Here is a 17,090-nt window from a genome sequence, read left to right on the forward strand (position 1 = left end):
TCTTTTCACTCTTTATTCTGAGTGCCTGCTGCGATTTTTTGGACTAGCCATTTTTCTACTGATGGGAAAACAAATTTACTCACATCCCCACCCATCGAAGCAATCTCGCGCACAAAGGTGCCGGAGATGAATTGATATTGATCAGATGGAGTCAAGAACAGTGTTTCAACATCAGGAAGCAGGTAACGATTCATGCCGGCCATTTGGAACTCATATTCAAAATCAGATACTGCACGTAAACCACGCACGATCACACGGGCATGATGCTCACGAGCGAAATCCTTGAGCAGGCCAGTAAAGCCAACAACTTTGACGTTGGGGTAGTGACCAAGCACTTCCTTGGCAATATCAATACGCTCTTGCAAAGTGAAGAATGGACGCTTGCTACGACTATCGGCAACACCCACAATGAGCTCTTTAAAAATGCTCGAGGCGCGGCGCACCAAATCCTCGTGACCACGAGTAAATGGATCAAATGTTCCAGGGTATACGGCAACTGTCATAACGTTCCTAAGGCTTTATCGGCTACAGGCAAGAGTTTAGCCTCTTCCACTCCGAAATAGACAAGCTTTTACCTGTCCAGCCTCTAAGTATTTTCCACAATGCCAGTCAGGGAGCAAGGCCTCTACCCCCTCGCGTGGACGGTTAGAGGGAAATTCCACATAAATACCGCCACCTGCAGAGTCATCGCACACCCTAGCAGCCTCAATGACCGAGCGGTCCAATAAGCTTGAATCCTGAAATGGTGGATCAATAAAAATAAGGTTGCTGGAACGATCTGCCTGCTGCTTCAGAAATTCCAGGCTATCGCGTTGAAGGATTTCTACAATTCCAGTAGCGGGAGATGACTGCAAGAGCGCTAAATTAGCGCTTAAATTAGCGCAAGCCTTTTTATCTTTTTCTAGCAAGATGACTAATGCAGCGCCTCTTGAGGCAGCTTCAAAACCTAAAGCGCCAGTACCCGCAAAGAGATCAAGACAACGTAAGCCAGTTAAGTCTTGTCCCAGCCAATTAAATAGCGTCTCGCGAATACGATCCGTTGTAGGACGCAACCCTGGAAGATCCAACACTGTAAGCAAGCGGCTTCTCCAGTTGCCGCCAATAATTCGAACCTTTTTGGGTGGCTCTGTCTTTAGAGACTTACTTGCTTTATTGGGCTTATTTATTTTTTGCTCCCAACACAACAATCTTCATGCGGTCCATAGCAAGATATTTCTTGAATGCAGCATTGACCTGCTCTAAAGTAACTGCCTCAACTTGTTTAGTCCATACATCCATCGTATCGAGCGGCAAGTCATTCCACGCAATTGAAGATACGTTATCCAACAACTTGCGATTGTTATCAATACGTAGTGGATAGCCATTCACTAAATTTGCTTGAGCGGCAATAAGTTCCGCTGGAGTAGGTCCATCAGCAATAAATTGACCGATTGTTGAGCTCATCACCTCCAAGGCAAGCGAAGCCTGATCACTCTTGGTTTGCAGACCCGCTTGAAAAATGCCATTCTCTTTACCGGGGGCAAAATAACTAAACACGCTGTAAGCAAGGCCACGCTTCTCTCGCACCTCAGACATCAGGCGAGACACAAATCCGCCGCCGCCCAAAATATAGTTACCCACTAGTAAAGGGAAGTAATCAGGATTGTTGCGAGCAACTGCTGTCATCCCCATCGCAATGTGAGCTTGTTGCGCATCAAATGGAATCTGAATTTCTCGTTGCGCTAAGGGCTCTACAGGAGAGCGCTGCAACTCTGGTAATTTCGCAATAGGCTGACCCGATTGAGGAATCTGCTTTAACAAATCCTGAACAATCTCATTTGCCTGTGCACGATCTACATCACCAACAATACTCACAATCATGCGATCACCGCGATAAAACTGTTTGTGAAAACCCTTCAAATCATTTGCATTGACACTACCAACGGATTTCACTGTTGGAGAATCAGCCAAAGGATAGCTTCCATACACTGATTTTTTAAAGCGGCGCTCAAGCACAAACTCGGGTTTTGTTTCTGCTTCTAGCAAGCTCGTCATTGTTCTTTGCTTCTCACGCTCAAAAATCTTCGGATCATAAGTCGGCGCACTCAACATAGCTCCAGCCAACTGAACCGCTCTATCACGCAAGTCTTTTCTACTCAGACTACGGATACGCAAAATAGCGCGCTCTCCACCCACCGATAAGCCAATATTGGCACCTAGATCCGCGATTTCGTCGGCAATTTGGGCCTCATTTAATAAGCCCCTATTACCACGAACCCCATAATTCATCAGGGCTGCAGTCATATCGGCAAGACCACTTTTGCCGGCAGGATCATAACGGTCACCCGCATCAATGCTGACCTCGATATCCACCATGGGGAGCGCTTTAGTTTGAACTAAATAGGCTTTAGCACCCTTGTAAGAGTCTAACTTTTCGATAGGTAAGATGGCATACGCATTGCCAAGCAAACCAAAAGTCAGTAGGCAAACTGCAATGCTCTTCATGAAGGGATTCATTATTTACCCTCCTTACCTACAGATTGACGAGCTTGTGGATCCAAAACCGCAATTGTCAAACCATCATCCACCAGATATTTTTTCGCAACAGCCTGAACTTGCGCAGGAGTAATGGTTTGCATTTTCTCCAACATGTAATCAATATCCCTCCAAGAGAAGCCAGCCATTTCAGTGCTGCCAATTTCCATTGCCTGGCCAAAGATAGAATCGCGCTTGTAGATTTGCTCAGACAAAATACGGACCTTAATTCTCTTCAGCTCAGACTCTAAGATTCCTTTTTGTTTTAACTCATCAAGCGCCTTCCGAATACTTGCTTGGGCTTGGTCAACCGTTTTTCCCTTAGCCATGGTTGCGCTAATTAAAAACAACTCTGGCCCACGAGAAATCATGTCGTAACCCACACCAACATCATTCACTACTTTTTCTTGTTTAACGAGGGTGCGATTTAAGCGAGCGTTGTCATATCCGTCAAGCACTGCCGTCAAAAGCTCTAGGGCATAGGGCTCAGGGTCATCTAACTTACCAGGCTCAAGGCGTGGAGCCTTCCAAGCCATCGATAGTTGCGCACTGTCAGCAGGCGCTTTTACCTGAACCTGCTTCACCCCTTTTTGCACCGGCTCAATTTGCGGCTTGCGAACAGGCAATTCATGAGCAGCAGCTGCGCCATAATATTTTTCTACCAAGCTCAACACTTTTTTGGAATCTACATCGCCAGTAATAACCACAGTTGCATTGTTGGGTGCATACCAACTGCGATACCAATCCCGTGCATCAGCTGCCTTCATATTCTGCAGGTCATTCATCCAGCCAATAATTGGATGACGATATGGAGAACTCATATAGGCAGTTGCCATCAATGACTCATTGAGCAAACTGCTTGGATTGTCTTCAGTGCGTAAACGACGCTCTTCCATGATGACTTGAATTTCTTTTAAGAACTCCGCATCGTCAAAATTGAGCTTCGACATACGATCTGCCTCAAGCTTAATGACATCTTCTAATTTAGATTTTTCAACCTGTTGAAAGTAAGCGGTGTAATCGCGCGAGGTAAATGCGTTTTCGCGCCCACCCACAGCAGCCACTAAGCGAGAAAATTCGCCTGCCTTCACCTTGTCAGTGCCTTTGAACATCATGTGCTCCAGCACATGCGCAACGCCAGTCTTGCCGTTGACTTCATCTATTGATCCAGCTCGATACCAGACCATATGCGCTACCGTTGGAGCACGATGATCTTCTCTCACAATCAGTTTCAGGCCATTGTTTAACTGATATTCATGCGTATCTGCTGATTGGGCGCTAACAGCCCAAGCAATTTGAGCAAACAGGATGAATAAAAAGGAATTTCGAAGTAAATTGGAAAGCATCTGCTAAATCACCATACCCCAAGAATTAAATTGATAAGATGCATGTTTTAAATTGTATCGATTATGTTCGGCTTACGTAAAACCCTCGGATCTCTTTTCAAATCAAGCAAGGTTGATGAATCTTGGTTTGAAACTTTAGAAGAATCACTCATTCAAAGTGATGTGGGTCTACCTACGACTGAACAACTCATCAGCAAACTACGTAAAGCAGCAAAATCCGAAAAAGCTTCTAGCCCAGAGGAGTTGCAAGCGCTTCTTATTCAAGAAGTCAGCACATTGCTAACGGCTATTGAGCCCTCACCAAATCCACTGTTTACAAGTAATAAGCCTAACACTCCAGAGGTATGGTTAGTTGTAGGGGTAAATGGCGCTGGCAAGACAACGACTATTGGCAAACTCTGCCGACTCTTTCAGTCACAAGGAAAATCCGTGCTCTTAGCTGCTGGCGACACCTTTAGAGCTGCTGCACGCAACCAGTTGCAAGAATGGGGTGGACGCAACCAGGTTGACGTCATTACCCAAGAGGGAGGTGATGCAGCAGCTGTGGCGCACGATGCGATTCATGCTGCGATCTCTCGCAAGAATGACATTCTGATTATTGACACTGCTGGTCGTCTGGCTACCCAGGACAACCTGATGGAAGAGCTCAAGAAAGTGAAGCGCGTCATCGGTAAAGCACTTCCTGGGGCACCGCACCACACCCTGCTCGTTTTGGATGGCAATACTGGGCAAAATGGCTTGAGCCAGGTAAAGGCCTTTCATGCTGCTCTAGGCCTTACAGGAATCATTGTGACTAAGCTGGATGGGACTGCTAAAGGCGGTGTTATCTGCGCCTTGGCCCAAACCCTACAAGACGGCCCAAAACCAGCTGTTTTAGCCCTAGGCAAGGGTGAAGGAATTGATGATTTAGCCCCCTTCACAGCAGGGCAATATTCATCCGAATTATTCAATTAAATCAGTAGCTTACAGAGCTCATAAACCATTAGCACTCTCTTGACAAGAGTGCTAAAATAGACCTCTATTAACACCTCATATTTATAAGAAAAAATGGTTCAAAAGAAATCCGACAAACCGAATTTGCAAACGCTGCCAGTCGCGCAGACTGCGGCGGCGTCTGCATTTCCAATGCTGCCAACTCTTGGGGTTGGCACTCTCGATTCATACATTGCCTACGTTAATCGCGTACCGATGCTTAGCGCTGCAGAAGAGTTGCATCTTGCGCAGGAATTTCGTCGCACAGAAAATGTAGATGCCGCTAAAACTTTAGTGCTCTCACATTTGCGTTTGGTGGTATCTGTTGCGCGCCAGTATCTTGGCTACGGTATTCCACATGCTGACTTGATTCAAGAAGGCAATATCGGCTTGATGAAAGCGGTTAAACGCTATGATCCAAACAATGGTGCGCGTTTAGTGTCTTATGCAATCCATTGGATCAAAGCAGAGATTCATGAGTACATTCTCAAGAATTGGCGTTTGGTCAAAACTGCAACAACTAAAGCACAACGCAAGCTGTTTTTTAACTTGCGTAGCAACAAACCGACTTTGAGCGCACTAACTCCAAGCGAAGTAGATGCCTTGGCTAAAGCACTTGATGTCAAAGGTTCTGATGTCAAAGAAATGGAAATGCGTCTTGCTGGTGGTGATGTTGCGCTTGAAGGCGATGATAGCGATGATGAGTCCGCTTATGCACCCATCCAATGGCTAGCAGACAGCTCTCAAGAGCCTACTGCGCGCATTGCCAGTGCTGAGGCTGATGCCATGCAAGGCCCCAAGCTAGATCAGGCCCTGATGGCCTTAGATGAGCGCAGCCGCAATATTGTGCAATCCCGTTGGTTAGCAATGGATGCTGAAGGTAATGGCACGAAGACATTGCATGACCTTGCTGATGAATACGGCATCTCTGCGGAACGTGTTCGCCAAATTGAAACTGCCGCCCTCAAAAAAATGCGTGGACTACTCCAGGCAGCCTAAATAAAAAAGGGTTCGATTAAGAACCCTTTTCATTTTTTACTTCAGTAGTTCTTTCAAGTCATGCGCCAAGGTCTCTGGACCTTGAGCATGTTTGATATACAAACGTAAGCGACCCTCAGGATCAAATGCATAGCTACCCGCTGTGTGATCCATTGTGTAAGAGCCTGGCTTAGTTCCTGGCACTTTCTTGTAATAAATCTTAAAGTCTTTGGTGACCTTCTCTAAAGATGCCTCATCCGCAGGGCGTAGACCCAAGAAACGTGGATCAAATGCGGGAACATACTGCTTGAGAATCTCTGCAGTGTCTCGCTCAGGATCTACTGTTACAAAAAGTACTTGCACCTTATCTGACTGGGGTCCGAGCAGAGTCATCACTTGCTGCATTTCTGTCAAGGTCGTTGGGCAAACGTCTGGGCACTGGGTGTAGCCAAAGAACATCACCACCACTTTGCCCTTAAAGTCTGCCAAGGTTCTCACCTTGCCATCAGGATCTACCAAACTAAAGTCCTTACCAAAGGCTGTGCTGCCAGTGATATCAATATTTTTGAATTCTGGCTTTGGGCTACAAGCAGTCAATACAAAACAGAGGATTGCTAAACAGCAAAGGCGCAGAAAATTCATATTGATCTTAGAGGAAATAATGGTCTATCAAGAGTGCCGCAAAGAGTAGCGAAAGATAGGTAATCGAAAAGCGGAATGTCTTTTTGGCCAAGGCATCGCTGTATGACATAAATAGCGCAACTACATAGGCCAAGAACATTAAACCCAGAATGATTGCCGACACTAAATAAATAATACCGCTCATGCCGTAGATATAAGGCAGCATAGTTGCGGCAATTAATATCAAGGCATAAAGCACCATATTGAGTAACGTAAAGCGCTCTCCATGAGTCACCGGTAGCATCGGTAAGCCTGATTGAGCATAATCATCGCGACGATATAAGGCTAAAGCCCAAAAATGCGGAGGGGTCCATACAAAAATAATCAGAACTAAAAGCCAAGCTTCTGCAGAAAGCGTATTTGTCACCGCCGCCCAACCAAGCGCTGGTGGCATTGCGCCTGATAAGCCACCAATCACAATGTTTTGTGGTGTTGCGGGCTTGAGCAACCAGGTATAGATCACTGCATAACCAACGAAAGTAGCAAGCGTTAGCCACATCGTTAAGGGGTTACAGAAATTCCACAAAATAATCATTCCGAGTGAACCTAGAACGATTGAGAAAATGATAATGTGAAAAGGGGTGACTTCACCCGTTGCAGAGGGACGCCAAGCAGTGCGCTTCATCTTGGCATCAACAGCTTGCTCAATTAAACAGTTCACCGCAAATGCAGCGCCTGCCAAAAGCCAGATACCAACAATTCCGCCAAAGAGTACCGGATAAGGGACCATCCCCGGTGTCGCCAAGAACATGCCGATGACCGCACAAAATACGGCGAGCTGAGTCACTCTAGGTTTGGTTAAAACCCAATATTGACGCCATCGCGGCATAGCGACAGGTGCGCTTGTTTTAGAGTCACTCATATTTACGCCATCTTCTTTTGAATGAAAGACTGCCAAGAAGTCCAATAACTCATTCTGACCAAACAGAATACCAAAGCAGCAGAGCCAGCGGTATGTAATAGGGCTGCAAATAAGGGCCACTGAAACACCACATTAGAAATGCCCGTGATTACCTGCAACAGCAGCACAAGCAACAAAAGCTTTGCCACCTGGCCAAGACCCGCAAGAACTGGGGTTGCGAGCTTAAGAGCCCTCCAACCCAGAGTTCCAAGCACTACCAATACCAATAATGCAAATAGCCGATGCGCCCAATGAATGGTTTGCAAGGCAACCGGGGAAATGAACTCACCCTGTGCATTTAAGCCGAGCTGACGCCAAAGCGTAAAGCCTTCACGCCAATTTGTCTCGGGCCATGCACTACCTAAGCAAGTTGGAAAATCAGGGCAGGCTAGTACAGCGTAATTTGTACTCACCCAAGCCCCCAAGAAAATTTGAGTAAATAAAACGATGAAAGAGAGGGTAAGCAGTTGTGCTGAAACTGGGCGAATCCGAATAGTGCGAACGGAGGAATATTTTTGTTCCCATGACTGCTGTGCGTAGGCTGTTAAACAAGCTAACAAGACTAAGGCCAACATCAAATGAATCGTAACGATGATTGGCTGTAACTTTAAGGTGACGGTCCAAGCACCAAATGCGCCTTGTACACAGACTAACAACAGTAGGCCCAAGCTGCCAAACAGCGGGGCTTTTCCTAAAGACTTCAACTTAGAAAATGCAATGGACACTTGCACCAAAATTAAAGCGCCCACAGTCATGGCTAAGTAGCGATGAATCATTTCGATCCAGGCCTTGATTACCGTCACGGGCCCTGTAGGCAAGGCGCTCTCAGCTTGTTGAATATCGCTCAGCGCATGAAAGGGATTGGAAGTTCCGTAGCATCCAGGCCAATCGGGGCAGCCTAATCCAGAATCTGTGAGGCGTGTAAATGCACCAAACACAATCAGATCAAACGTCATGAAGACCAGTACCCAATTGAGTTTTTGGAAAAAGCTATAGCCTGACTTTCTCCAAAGATACAGTAGTGGCAAGCCAGCAAAAATAATGGCAATTGCTGCTAACTCCATAAATAAAATCAAACTTGGCATTACAAATTTTCGCCCTTGTGATTTAACTTCAGGAGTTTTTCCAAATCTTTTTTCATGCTCCCAAATTCTTTAGGAGAATTTGTTACAGGGAAATACATCATCTTTGCAGGGGTAGGATCCATTAGTTGAATCTGTTGACCCGCACCTTCTTTATTTAACCAAGCCTCAAATTCAGCCTTAGCCTTAGGATCTGCCGGAAGCCCCACTATCTTCAGGCCAGCCGCTTTCTCATCGTAAACCTTAATCACTTCAGGATCGACAGGCTTGCCATCGGTATTGACCCAAATGAGTTGCAGGCGCCCACTTTCTCTACCCATGGCAACCTTTGTCTGACGCATCAGAAATAGGGCCTCAATACATTTCTCATCCTTAATTTGGCACTCACCCGCTGGACGAGCAATCAACAAAGTCCACTTCCCTTTTGTCGGCACCTCAAGCCATGCGGTATCAAAGTCTTGCGCTGGATAAACTAGTGTTCCAAGATTGGTTTTACCGCCGGCAGGCTTAATAACGTAATAAGCAAAATAGGATGCAATCACTGGTGAAGCACAGGCCAGTAACAACAACAGCATCTGAATGCGGCCACGACGAGTGCGCGCGTTGATGGCTGCAGAATCTAACTGTGATGCCGGAATTAACAACTCTTTATCACTCACTCTTGATCCCCTCGATGCCCATTGCCAAAACCTTGACGTTTATATTGCCGTAAACCACTGATTAACCAAAATACAAATCCAGTAAAAGCCAAGGCAAACCACTGGAATGCATAAGCATAATGGCGATCGACTCCGCTTGTCAGGGGCGCCCAATCACGCAGCAAGCCATCATCGGCACCAACCTCAAGCTCACGTAAGATAAAGGGGGCTTGACTCCAGCCATGTAGCTTGGCCTGGACCATTAAATCAAAATTTTGCTCAATTCTTGGCTTGCCCTCGTAGGCAGAAATCTTGCTACCACCCAACTCATAAACTTTGCCAGGATGAGCAAAAACGATACCCTCAATGCTGACTACCTTGTTTGGAGTTTGGACTATCGGCAGAGTTTCGCGATTTTCATTATTACGTGGCGCCCAGCCGCGGTTTACCCAGAGGACCTCATCCTTACCTTCGAGTCTTAAAGGCATCATGAGGTAGAAACCTGACTGTGAACTAGTGCTGCCACTTGGGGGAATAGGTCTTGGCCTGTTATCCAGCCATACAGCTGCTTCAGGAATATATTGCCCACGCGCATTCATACGACGCTCATTCGCCTCCTCTAGGGTCCAGGGACCTTGATTGGCATTCAAGACGGGCATTTGTTGTCTAGCTTGTAAATTTGCCGCTAAGGCAATTTTGGTCTCGGCTCTACCTAGCTGCCAAATACCAGCACCACAGCCAATTGCAATGACTAGCAAGGCTGATACAGTAGCAACTGTGCGCTTAGCAATGAGGGCAGTAAAAAGACTAATCAAGAGATTTATAAATAAGGATTTGAGATGAAGTGGCTTATTCCGATTGTCCTACTAATGATTGTTTTTAGCTTAGGATCAGCCTTGTATTACATGATGAAAGACAGGGGTAATAGTTCGCGAATGGTTCACTCGCTCATGCTACGTATTGGCCTATCTGTCGCCTTGTTTTTGGGAATTCTCGTTGCCCACTACTTTGGCCTAATTGAGGCCACTGGAATTAAGGTAGGCACCAATTAAATGGTGTCTTAATAAGCAAGCACTTAAAAACAAATCGGGGCTTTCGGCCCCGATTTTTATTCTTACTTACATCCAGTAAACAGCGATGTACAGACCCAGCCAGACTACGTCAACAAAGTGCCAATACCAAGCGGCGCCTTCAAAAGCAAAGTGGTGCTTAGAAGTAAAGTCCCCGCGAATCATACGGCGCAAGACAATTGCCAACATCGTGCCACCAAGGAACACGTGGAAGCCGTGGAAGCCGGTCAACATGAAGAAAGTAGAGCCGTAGATACCTGATGTTAATTTCAGGTTGAGCTCATGGTATGCATGGTAGTACTCATATACCTGGAAGCCCAAGAAGACGATGCCCAAACCAACTGTTGCAGCTAAGCCAATAATGGCTTTTTTCATGTGGTTTTCTACTAATGCATGGTGAGCAATCGTAATAGTCACACCAGAACTCAATAGCAACAATGTGTTGATGGTTGGAATTGGCCATGGACCCATGGTGGTGAATTTTTCAACCAAACCAGCAGGACCATCATTTGGCCAAACAGCCTGGAAATTAGGCCAAAGCAATTTGCTTTCTACATCGCCCATCCAAGGCATCGCAATATTGCGCGCATAGAAGAGGGCCGCAAAGAAAGCGCCGAAGAACATAATTTCGGAGAAGATGAACCAGGCCATTGACCAGCGATAAGAGATGTCTACGTTGATACCGTTCTTGCCGGCATTGGACTCTGCAATCGTGTCACCGAACCAGTTATAAAGAACAAAGATCACCCAGGCCACACCAGTAAGGGTTAATGGACCACCCCAAGAAGCGTGGTTAACCCAGCCAGATATACCGAAACCAAAGGCGATCAAGCCTAGTGCCGCCATGGCTGGATGCCTAGATAGTCCAGGGACGAAATAGTATGGGGTTGAATTGGATGACATCTTATTCTCTCTATTCAATCAAAAAATAATCAATGGGACACAACTACTTTCACTATCAATAGCAGGACGCCCATAAAAATCAAGGCACCAACAACTCCGGCAATGATAATGTGTACAAAACTCAATGAAGCAACATCTTCCTGCAAACCTGATTTCTTACGCACTCCCAGAAAACCCCACATCACGGCTTTCATAGACTGCATAAAACTACTCTTCTTTTTCAAGAAGCAACCCTTGATTTAGGAGCGGGAGGCGTACCACCCAAACCTAACTCAAAAAAGGTGTAAGACAACGTAATGGTTTTCACATCATCCGGCAAGCCTGCATCAATCACAAAGACTACCGGCATCTTTTTTGTTTCATTTGCTGCTAGCGTTTGTTCCTGAAAACAAAAACACTCTAATTTCGTAAAAAACTCTGTTGCACTCTTAGGCGCATAACTTGGTATTGCTTGTGCCCGAACTGAACGATTCAAATTGTTTGTTACCTCATAAACAATCTCAGTCATCTCGCCAGGATGCACTTCTAAAAAATTCTTCACTGGCTTAAAAGTGAATGGTCCACGACTATTCGAGTCAAACTCAATAGTTACAGTACGAGCATAGTTAACCTGAGTGTTACCAACCTTATTGGGGCTGATGGCTCTGACACCGTAATCATTCTTGCTCGTTACAACATTAATTCCAGTTACCTCACACAAGGCCTTGTACATCGGAACCAAGGCATAACCAAAACCAAACATCATCACTGAAGCAATGAGCAGCTTCAATAAGATTTGGCGGTTTGCAGAATAAGTAACTGTCATATTGGCAAAACGGGATTAACCCATGAAGCTCCACTTCATCACAATGCCGATAAAGAAAACTGCGGCAATGCTCAAAAGAATCAGCCCTAAGCGGCGATTATTCGCAGCCTGGGCTTGTTTAAGAGACGTATTAAATTCCTGCTTCACGCATTTGCTCTGCGCTAGGCGGAGTTTCAAAAGTGTGATGTGGCGCTGGTGAAGGTACTGTCCACTCTAGACCCTTAGCACCATCCCAAGGCTTAGCTGGAGCCTTCTCACCGTTACCACGATAAGCAGGCAATGCTACGCAGAACAAGAAATACACTTGCGATAATCCAAAGCCTAGAGCGCCGATTGAAGCAATTAAATTGAAATCAGCAAACTGAGTAGGGTAGTCAGCATAGCGACGTGGCATACCAGCTAGACCCAAGAAATGCATTGGGAAGAAGGTAATGTTGAAGAAAATCATGGAGGTCCAAAAGTGGATCTTGCCGCGAGTTTCACTAGCCATACGACCAGTCCACTTAGGACACCAGTAGTAGAAGCCGGCAAACATTGCAAATAATGAGCCCGCTACCAACACATAGTGGAAGTGCGCTACAACGTAGTAGGTATCTTGCAGGCCAATATCAATTGGCGCCATTGCCAAGATCAAACCAGTAAAGCCGCCCATCGTAAACACGAAGATAAAGCCAATAGCCCACAACATTGGAGTTTCAAAGGTCATTGAACCTTTCCACATTGTTGCAACCCAGTTAAAAATCTTCACGCCTGTTGGTACAGCAATCAACATCGTTGCGTACATAAAGAACAATTGGCCTGTTACTGGCATACCTGTTGCAAACATATGGTGAGCCCAAACAATGAATGACAAGATCGCGATAGACGATGTTGCATAAACCATGGAGCTGTAACCAAATAAAGTTTTTCTGGAGAAAGCTGGAACGATTTCACTCACGATTCCGAATGCAGGAAGAATCATGATGTAAACCTCTGGGTGACCGAAGAACCAGAAAATATGCTGGAACATGATCGGGTCGCCACCACCAACAGCAGAGAAGAAAGAGGTACCAAAGTGACGGTCAGTCAACACCATCGTAATTGCGCCAGCCAATACAGGCATCACAGCAATCAATAAATAAGCAGTAATCAACCAAGTCCAGCAGAACATTGGCATCTTCATCAAGGTCATGCCAGGAGCACGCATGTTCAAAATGGTCACGATGATGTTAATCGAACCCATGATGGATGAGGCACCCAATAAATGGAGAGCAAAAATAGCCATGTCCATGCCAGGCCCCATTTGTGAGGTCAATGGAGCATAGATAGTCCAACCACCTGCTGGAGCGCCACCAGGAACTAGGAATGAGCTCAACAACAAGGTTGCAGCCACTGGCAGAATCCAGAAGCTAAAGTTGTTCATACGAGCAAATGCCATATCAGATGCGCCGATTTGCAAAGGCACCATCCAGTTAGCAAAGCCTACGAATGCCGGCATGATCGCGCCGAACACCATCACCAAACCGTGCATGGTTGTCAGCTGATTAAAGAACTCAGGACGGAAGAACTGCAAGCCTGGTTGGAATAATTCCAAACGAATTCCCAAGGCCATCGTGCCACCAGCTAACAAGCTAATGAATGAGAAGATCAAATACATCGTGCCAATGTCTTTGTGGTTGGTTGCAAACAACCAACGACGCCAGCCATGTGGCATGTGATCATCATGCGCGTGATCGTGTGCGTGATCGTGATCGTGGGTAGTAGAGACTGTGCTCATGAATTACTCCGGTTTCGTTTTATCTGTATTAGTTAATCTGAATTAATTAGCGGCTCGTGCAGTAACAATATCTTGGGTCTGAATTACTTCACCCGTTTTATTGCCCCATGAGTTACGTGTGTAAGTCATCACCGCAGCGATATCGCCATCAGAAATTACACCAGCCCACTTCGGCATCGCGCCCTTACCATTAATAAGGATGTTGTATTGGCCAGCTTTAGGTCCGTTAACAACTTTGCTGCCGTCCAATGCTGGGAATGCACCCGCACCTTTACCGTTAGGTTGATGGCAAGCAGCACAGTTCGCTGCATATACTTTGGCGCCACGCTCTTTTTGCTCGTCCAAGGTGTAAACCTTAGAAGGGTCATCACCACCGGCACCCATCGCTTGTTTCTTCTCAGCAACCCACTTGGTGTAGTCCTCTTGTGAAACCACACGGACAACGATAGGCATAAAGGCATGCTCTGCGCCACAAAGCTCAGAACACTGACCACGGAAAGTACCAATCTTGTCTGCTCTAAACCAAGTATCGCGAACAAAGCCTGGGATCGCATCTTGCTTTACGCCAAAGGCTGGAATAGTCCAAGCGTGAATGACGTCATTAGCAGTAGTGATCAAACGAATTTTTTTGCCAACAGGGACAACCATTTCGTTGTCCACTTCCATCAAATAGGTGTTTGATTTAGGTGCTAAGTTATTGATGGCTTCACGGGAAGTAGCCAAAGTGGATAAGAAGCTAATGCCCTCACCTTCACCTTTGATGTAGTCGTAACCCCACTTCCACTGATAACCAGTAGTTTTAATAGTGATGTCAGAGTTGGTAGTGTCTTTCATCGCCACAACCGTTTTCGTTGCAGGCAATGCCATACCGATAACGATAAGCAACGGAATCACTGTCCAAATAATTTCAACCGTTGTACTCTCGTGGAAAGAGGCTGATTTATGACCTAATGATTTACGGTGCTTCAAAATGGAATAAAACATCACTCCAAAAACGCCCACAAAAATCAATGCGCAAATGACCAACATCATCCAGTGCAACCAATGGATCTCCTGCATGATTTTGGTAGCAGCTGGCGCAAAATTCAGCTGATTGACAGCTGGGCCACCAGGCATATTCTCTGCTGCATGAGCAAAAGCAGTGCCAAAAGCAACTGCGAAATAGAGCGAAGCCCTAGTGACTTTTCCAAATAAATTCATCTTATTCTCTGTTTATTGTCGTGAGCAAAGCAGCAAAAATGCCACAAAATGCCCAAAAAACGGTCTCAAGCCAATACATCCTGCCGTGATTATAGGGTTAATTAGACACAACAACAAACCGGGATAACCCAGTCTGATCCAATCTTCGTCAAGGTTAAAATGATAGTAAGCACTTACACTTAAGCAGAATCTGACCTAGTCTTGCGCCCAATTTGATTTGGATCAATGTAAGCGATGTTGTCCCTTGCCTTTGCGAGGCGCTTTCCGAGTGCCCACGCGTGCCCATAAACCACTTCTAAGGTCAGTTTTTGTGGCAAAACACTCAATTGAGAGATTGCAAGAGGGTCTGAATCCATCAAATTCAAAGCGGCAACATCATCAAGCAATAACTCAGACTTCTCATAGTCCAACGTCAAGTACTCCATGTCCATTACCGGATCAGAAAAACGCTCCCCAAGCAAAGCATCTCCCATATCGTGCATATCCCAAGGACTCAATAAGTTTTTCAGCTTTAATTCCGGAACATCTAGCGAGCGAAGCTCTTTTCCAGTATCAGGACCCAAATAGCTAAACGTGATTAATCCACCCTCGCGCAACACACGCCAACACTCTTGAATGAAGTGCTTTGGGTCTGCTAGATCCTGCAATAAAAGATTGCTGAACACTAAATCAACAGAATTGTCAGGAATATCAAATCTTCCGGATGAGGTGTAGCCTGCCAAAGGACTGGAGTTGCTAGCAAATAGAGAACGCCAATTGCTCACAGCTTTAGCGCGCCACATTTGAAATCCAGAAACGCCCGCTTCGGTAATACTCAGAGTGCGCGCTTTTGGAAAGCGCTTAGCGAGCATTTCTAAATGCTTGCCAGCAAAATCTGGCACGATCAGGATATCTTTTACATCGAGCTTAACGATGTCTAATTTCTGCAGCATACGATCTGCAATTTCGTCTTGTAACCATCTGATTGGCTGGGTCATTGGCTCAGTATACTCAGCGCCCCATGCGATTTCCAGAGAACATTTTTCAGACCATTTGCGAACAGCTTTTACCAACAGCCTGCATTAGCTGTCAGAACTTTCAAAGATCATCTTTATGCAATTGCTGTCTAAATAAATTGCGTGATGAGAGCCTGCTGAACTATCAATGCTGTCAACAATGCGGTATTAATCTGCAAGCACCAGAAGTAGCCAATCAAATATGCGCATCCTGTCAAAACATAAAGCCATACTTTGATGAAACCTATTGCTTGGATCGCTATGACGGCTTGCTACAAAATCCACTTCATGAATTGAAGTATCAGAAGCGCATTGCATTTGCGAACGCCCTTAGCAATACTTGGAACTTACTTCTGAGCAAAGAGCTTGAAGATATTCCAGCGCATTACCTACTTCCAGTACCACTCAGCATTCAAAAACTAGCACAGCGTGGCTTTAATCAAAGCTGGGAAATTGCCAAACGCATTCACTGCAGAAAGCATATTCAGAAATCCCCATATGTACTTCGACGTCACCATTACTCAGAGCATCAAGCTGGCAGCTCCCTGAGCAATCGTCACTTAGCCATTCAGGGAATGTTTTATGTTGAACAGCACGACATTCATCGGCTTCAAGACAAGACCGTCATCGTATTTGATGATGTAATGACTAGCGGTGCAACTCTTAATGAAATTGCGCGCATTCTGAAGGACAATGGCGTATCTCGCGTAATCAACTGGGTACTACTCAGAGCTGCGCGGCCAATCTAAAAAATGTCATATGTTTAATATTGTTTTATTCGAACCAGAAATACCGCCCAATACTGGCAACATTATTCGCTTATGCGCCAACACTGGCGCAAAGCTGCATTTAATTGAGCCACTTGGATTTCCAATGGAAGATGCCAAGTTGCGCAGAGCGGGCCTGGACTATCACGAGTTTGCATCAATAAAAGTTCACAAAAATTGGGCGCAATTTTTAAAAGATGAGCAACCGGATCTCCAGCATCTCTTTGCATTAACTACTAAGGGCTCAGGAAAGTTTCATGAAGGCAAATATTCGCCTGATGATTACTTTGTGTTTGGCTCTGAGACTAAAGGCATTACGGATGAGGTCCGAGACTCTATTCCGACTGAAAATCGCATGCGACTGGCGATGCAAGATAGTAGTCGTAGCTTGAATTTATCCAATACTGTAGCGATTGTTGTCTATGAAGCTTGGCGCCAGAATGGCCTTGTAGGTGGTCAGTAATAAACTGACCTAGATGCTG

General features: G+C 45.6%; 21 protein-coding genes. 5 read left to right on the forward strand and 16 right to left on the reverse strand.

Annotated elements, in window-relative coordinates; genetic code table 11:
• Positions 1–5 precede the first annotated feature (5 nt).
• The 4 genes from coaD to AOC21_RS09255 are packed head-to-tail and all read right to left on the reverse strand — an operon-like array spanning position 6 to position 3,860.
• A complete protein-coding gene (gene coaD, locus AOC21_RS09240) occupies positions 6–503 on the reverse strand; it encodes a pantetheine-phosphate adenylyltransferase (protein WP_215391691.1) in 498 nt (165 codons plus the stop codon).
• Between the two features lie 36 nt (positions 504–539).
• Positions 540–1,187 carry a 16S rRNA (guanine(966)-N(2))-methyltransferase RsmD gene (gene rsmD / locus AOC21_RS09245; RefSeq protein ID WP_371817787.1) on the reverse strand — a complete coding sequence of 216 codons (648 nt, stop codon included), beginning with the start codon at positions 1,185–1,187 and terminating at the stop codon, positions 540–542.
• Positions 1,159–2,496, reverse strand: coding sequence for a pitrilysin family protein (locus AOC21_RS09250; protein WP_215391692.1), 1,338 nt, complete (start codon positions 2,494–2,496; stop codon positions 1,159–1,161). The genes rsmD and AOC21_RS09250 overlap by 29 nt, the downstream gene beginning before the upstream one ends.
• Positions 2,496–3,860: a pitrilysin family protein gene (locus AOC21_RS09255; protein WP_215391693.1), complete on the reverse strand. Its 1,365-nt coding sequence runs from the start codon at positions 3,858–3,860 to the stop codon at positions 2,496–2,498. Before AOC21_RS09255 ends, AOC21_RS09250 begins: the two co-directional genes overlap by 1 nt.
• A gap of 63 nt (positions 3,861–3,923) precedes the next feature.
• On the opposite strand from AOC21_RS09255, the gene ftsY reads away from it, so the two are divergent.
• Positions 3,924–4,814 (forward strand): signal recognition particle-docking protein FtsY, encoded by an 891-nt coding sequence (ftsY, locus tag AOC21_RS09260; protein ID WP_215391694.1) that lies wholly within the window; start codon positions 3,924–3,926, stop codon positions 4,812–4,814.
• Positions 4,815–4,907: 93 nt separating this feature from the next.
• Entirely contained in the window at positions 4,908–5,831 is a 924-nt protein-coding gene (gene rpoH / locus AOC21_RS09265; RefSeq protein ID WP_215391695.1) for an RNA polymerase sigma factor RpoH, read from the forward strand.
• Positions 5,832–5,867: 36 nt separating this feature from the next.
• Here rpoH and AOC21_RS09270 read toward each other — a convergent pair whose 3' ends face one another.
• Genes AOC21_RS09270 through AOC21_RS09290 form a run of 5 tightly spaced genes read right to left on the reverse strand, consistent with a single transcriptional unit; the run spans position 5,868 to position 9,927 of the window.
• Entirely contained in the window at positions 5,868–6,452 is a 585-nt protein-coding gene (locus tag AOC21_RS09270) for an SCO family protein (protein WP_215391696.1), read from the reverse strand.
• Positions 6,453–6,459: 7 nt separating this feature from the next.
• A complete protein-coding gene (gene cyoE / locus AOC21_RS09275; RefSeq protein ID WP_215391697.1) occupies positions 6,460–7,353 on the reverse strand; it encodes a heme o synthase in 894 nt (297 codons plus the stop codon).
• A gap of 2 nt (positions 7,354–7,355) precedes the next feature.
• The gene (locus tag AOC21_RS09280; RefSeq protein WP_215391698.1) at positions 7,356–8,477 is read right to left on the reverse strand and encodes a heme A synthase; all 1,122 of its coding nucleotides are present in this window, start codon (positions 8,475–8,477) and stop codon (positions 7,356–7,358) included.
• Positions 8,477–9,133, reverse strand: coding sequence for a hypothetical protein (locus AOC21_RS09285; RefSeq protein WP_215391699.1), 657 nt, complete (start codon positions 9,131–9,133; stop codon positions 8,477–8,479). Before AOC21_RS09285 ends, AOC21_RS09280 begins: the two co-directional genes overlap by 1 nt.
• A complete protein-coding gene (locus AOC21_RS09290) occupies positions 9,130–9,927 on the reverse strand; it encodes an SURF1 family protein (protein WP_251371499.1) in 798 nt (265 codons plus the stop codon). The genes AOC21_RS09285 and AOC21_RS09290 overlap by 4 nt, the downstream gene beginning before the upstream one ends.
• A gap of 24 nt (positions 9,928–9,951) precedes the next feature.
• Between AOC21_RS09290 and AOC21_RS09295 the strand changes: the two genes are divergently transcribed.
• Positions 9,952–10,164: a twin transmembrane helix small protein gene (locus AOC21_RS09295; RefSeq protein ID WP_215391700.1), complete on the forward strand. Its 213-nt coding sequence runs from the start codon at positions 9,952–9,954 to the stop codon at positions 10,162–10,164.
• 66 nt (positions 10,165–10,230) lie between these two features.
• Here the strand turns inward: AOC21_RS09295 and AOC21_RS09300 are convergent, their stop codons facing one another.
• The 7 genes from AOC21_RS09300 to AOC21_RS09330 all read right to left on the reverse strand — a co-directional run bounded on the left by AOC21_RS09300 (position 10,231) and on the right by AOC21_RS09330 (position 15,823).
• A complete protein-coding gene (locus AOC21_RS09300) occupies positions 10,231–11,085 on the reverse strand; it encodes a cytochrome c oxidase subunit 3 (protein ID WP_215391701.1) in 855 nt (284 codons plus the stop codon).
• Between the two features lie 29 nt (positions 11,086–11,114).
• Positions 11,115–11,288, reverse strand: coding sequence for a DUF2970 domain-containing protein (locus AOC21_RS09305; RefSeq protein WP_215391702.1), 174 nt, complete (start codon positions 11,286–11,288; stop codon positions 11,115–11,117).
• Between the two features lie 17 nt (positions 11,289–11,305).
• Positions 11,306–11,890: a cytochrome c oxidase assembly protein gene (locus AOC21_RS09310; protein WP_215391703.1), complete on the reverse strand. Its 585-nt coding sequence runs from the start codon at positions 11,888–11,890 to the stop codon at positions 11,306–11,308.
• Positions 11,891–11,905: 15 nt separating this feature from the next.
• On the reverse strand, positions 11,906–12,037 hold the full coding sequence (locus AOC21_RS09315; RefSeq protein WP_215391704.1) for a cytochrome oxidase small assembly protein: 132 nt from the start codon (positions 12,035–12,037) through the stop codon (positions 11,906–11,908).
• Complete coding sequence (gene ctaD, locus AOC21_RS09320; RefSeq protein ID WP_215391705.1) at positions 12,021–13,646, reverse strand: cytochrome c oxidase subunit I; 1,626 nt, start codon at positions 13,644–13,646, stop codon at positions 12,021–12,023. The genes AOC21_RS09315 and ctaD overlap by 17 nt, the downstream gene beginning before the upstream one ends.
• A gap of 42 nt (positions 13,647–13,688) precedes the next feature.
• The gene (gene coxB / locus AOC21_RS09325; protein WP_215391706.1) at positions 13,689–14,846 is read right to left on the reverse strand and encodes a cytochrome c oxidase subunit II; all 1,158 of its coding nucleotides are present in this window, start codon (positions 14,844–14,846) and stop codon (positions 13,689–13,691) included.
• Positions 14,847–15,025: 179 nt separating this feature from the next.
• Positions 15,026–15,823 (reverse strand): methyltransferase domain-containing protein, encoded by a 798-nt coding sequence (locus AOC21_RS09330; RefSeq protein ID WP_251371500.1) that lies wholly within the window; start codon positions 15,821–15,823, stop codon positions 15,026–15,028.
• Between the two features lie 137 nt (positions 15,824–15,960).
• Between AOC21_RS09330 and AOC21_RS09335 the strand changes: the two genes are divergently transcribed.
• Together AOC21_RS09335 and trmL are read left to right on the forward strand one after the other, a co-directional pair.
• Positions 15,961–16,590: a ComF family protein gene (locus AOC21_RS09335; RefSeq protein WP_251371501.1), complete on the forward strand. Its 630-nt coding sequence runs from the start codon at positions 15,961–15,963 to the stop codon at positions 16,588–16,590.
• A gap of 10 nt (positions 16,591–16,600) precedes the next feature.
• A complete protein-coding gene (trmL, locus tag AOC21_RS09340) occupies positions 16,601–17,071 on the forward strand; it encodes a tRNA (uridine(34)/cytosine(34)/5-carboxymethylaminomethyluridine(34)-2'-O)-methyltransferase TrmL (protein WP_215391709.1) in 471 nt (156 codons plus the stop codon).
• The last annotated feature ends 19 nt before the right edge of the window (positions 17,072–17,090 follow it).

It is taken from the genome of Polynucleobacter sp. VK25 (assembly GCF_018687355.1).
Classification (GTDB): domain Bacteria; phylum Pseudomonadota; class Gammaproteobacteria; order Burkholderiales; family Burkholderiaceae; genus Polynucleobacter.

Bases quoted from the DNA above. Each gene is read 5' to 3' on its own strand.
- coaD (WP_215391691.1), bottom strand. From the start codon at position 503: ATGACAGTTGCCGTATACCCTGGAACATTTGATCCATTTACTCGTGGT.
- AOC21_RS09250 (WP_215391692.1), bottom strand. From the start codon at position 2,496: ATGAATCCCTTCATGAAGAGCATTGCAGTTTGCCTACTGACTTTTGGT.
- AOC21_RS09255 (WP_215391693.1), bottom strand. From the start codon at position 3,860: ATGCTTTCCAATTTACTTCGAAATTCCTTTTTATTCATCCTGTTTGCT.
- ftsY (WP_215391694.1), top strand. From the start codon at position 3,924: ATGTTCGGCTTACGTAAAACCCTCGGATCTCTTTTCAAATCAAGCAAG.
- rpoH (WP_215391695.1), top strand. From the start codon at position 4,908: ATGGTTCAAAAGAAATCCGACAAACCGAATTTGCAAACGCTGCCAGTC.
- AOC21_RS09270 (WP_215391696.1), bottom strand. From the start codon at position 6,452: ATGAATTTTCTGCGCCTTTGCTGTTTAGCAATCCTCTGTTTTGTATTG.
- cyoE (WP_215391697.1), bottom strand. From the start codon at position 7,353: ATGAGTGACTCTAAAACAAGCGCACCTGTCGCTATGCCGCGATGGCGT.
- AOC21_RS09280 (WP_215391698.1), bottom strand. From the start codon at position 8,477: ATGCCAAGTTTGATTTTATTTATGGAGTTAGCAGCAATTGCCATTATT.
- AOC21_RS09295 (WP_215391700.1), top strand. From the start codon at position 9,952: ATGAAGTGGCTTATTCCGATTGTCCTACTAATGATTGTTTTTAGCTTA.
- AOC21_RS09300 (WP_215391701.1), bottom strand. From the start codon at position 11,085: ATGTCATCCAATTCAACCCCATACTATTTCGTCCCTGGACTATCTAGG.
- AOC21_RS09305 (WP_215391702.1), bottom strand. From the start codon at position 11,288: ATGCAGTCTATGAAAGCCGTGATGTGGGGTTTTCTGGGAGTGCGTAAG.
- AOC21_RS09310 (WP_215391703.1), bottom strand. From the start codon at position 11,890: ATGACAGTTACTTATTCTGCAAACCGCCAAATCTTATTGAAGCTGCTC.
- ctaD (WP_215391705.1), bottom strand. From the start codon at position 13,646: ATGAGCACAGTCTCTACTACCCACGATCACGATCACGCACACGATCAC.
- coxB (WP_215391706.1), bottom strand. From the start codon at position 14,846: ATGAATTTATTTGGAAAAGTCACTAGGGCTTCGCTCTATTTCGCAGTT.
- AOC21_RS09330 (WP_251371500.1), bottom strand. From the start codon at position 15,823: ATGACCCAGCCAATCAGATGGTTACAAGACGAAATTGCAGATCGTATG.
- trmL (WP_215391709.1), top strand. From the start codon at position 16,601: ATGTTTAATATTGTTTTATTCGAACCAGAAATACCGCCCAATACTGGC.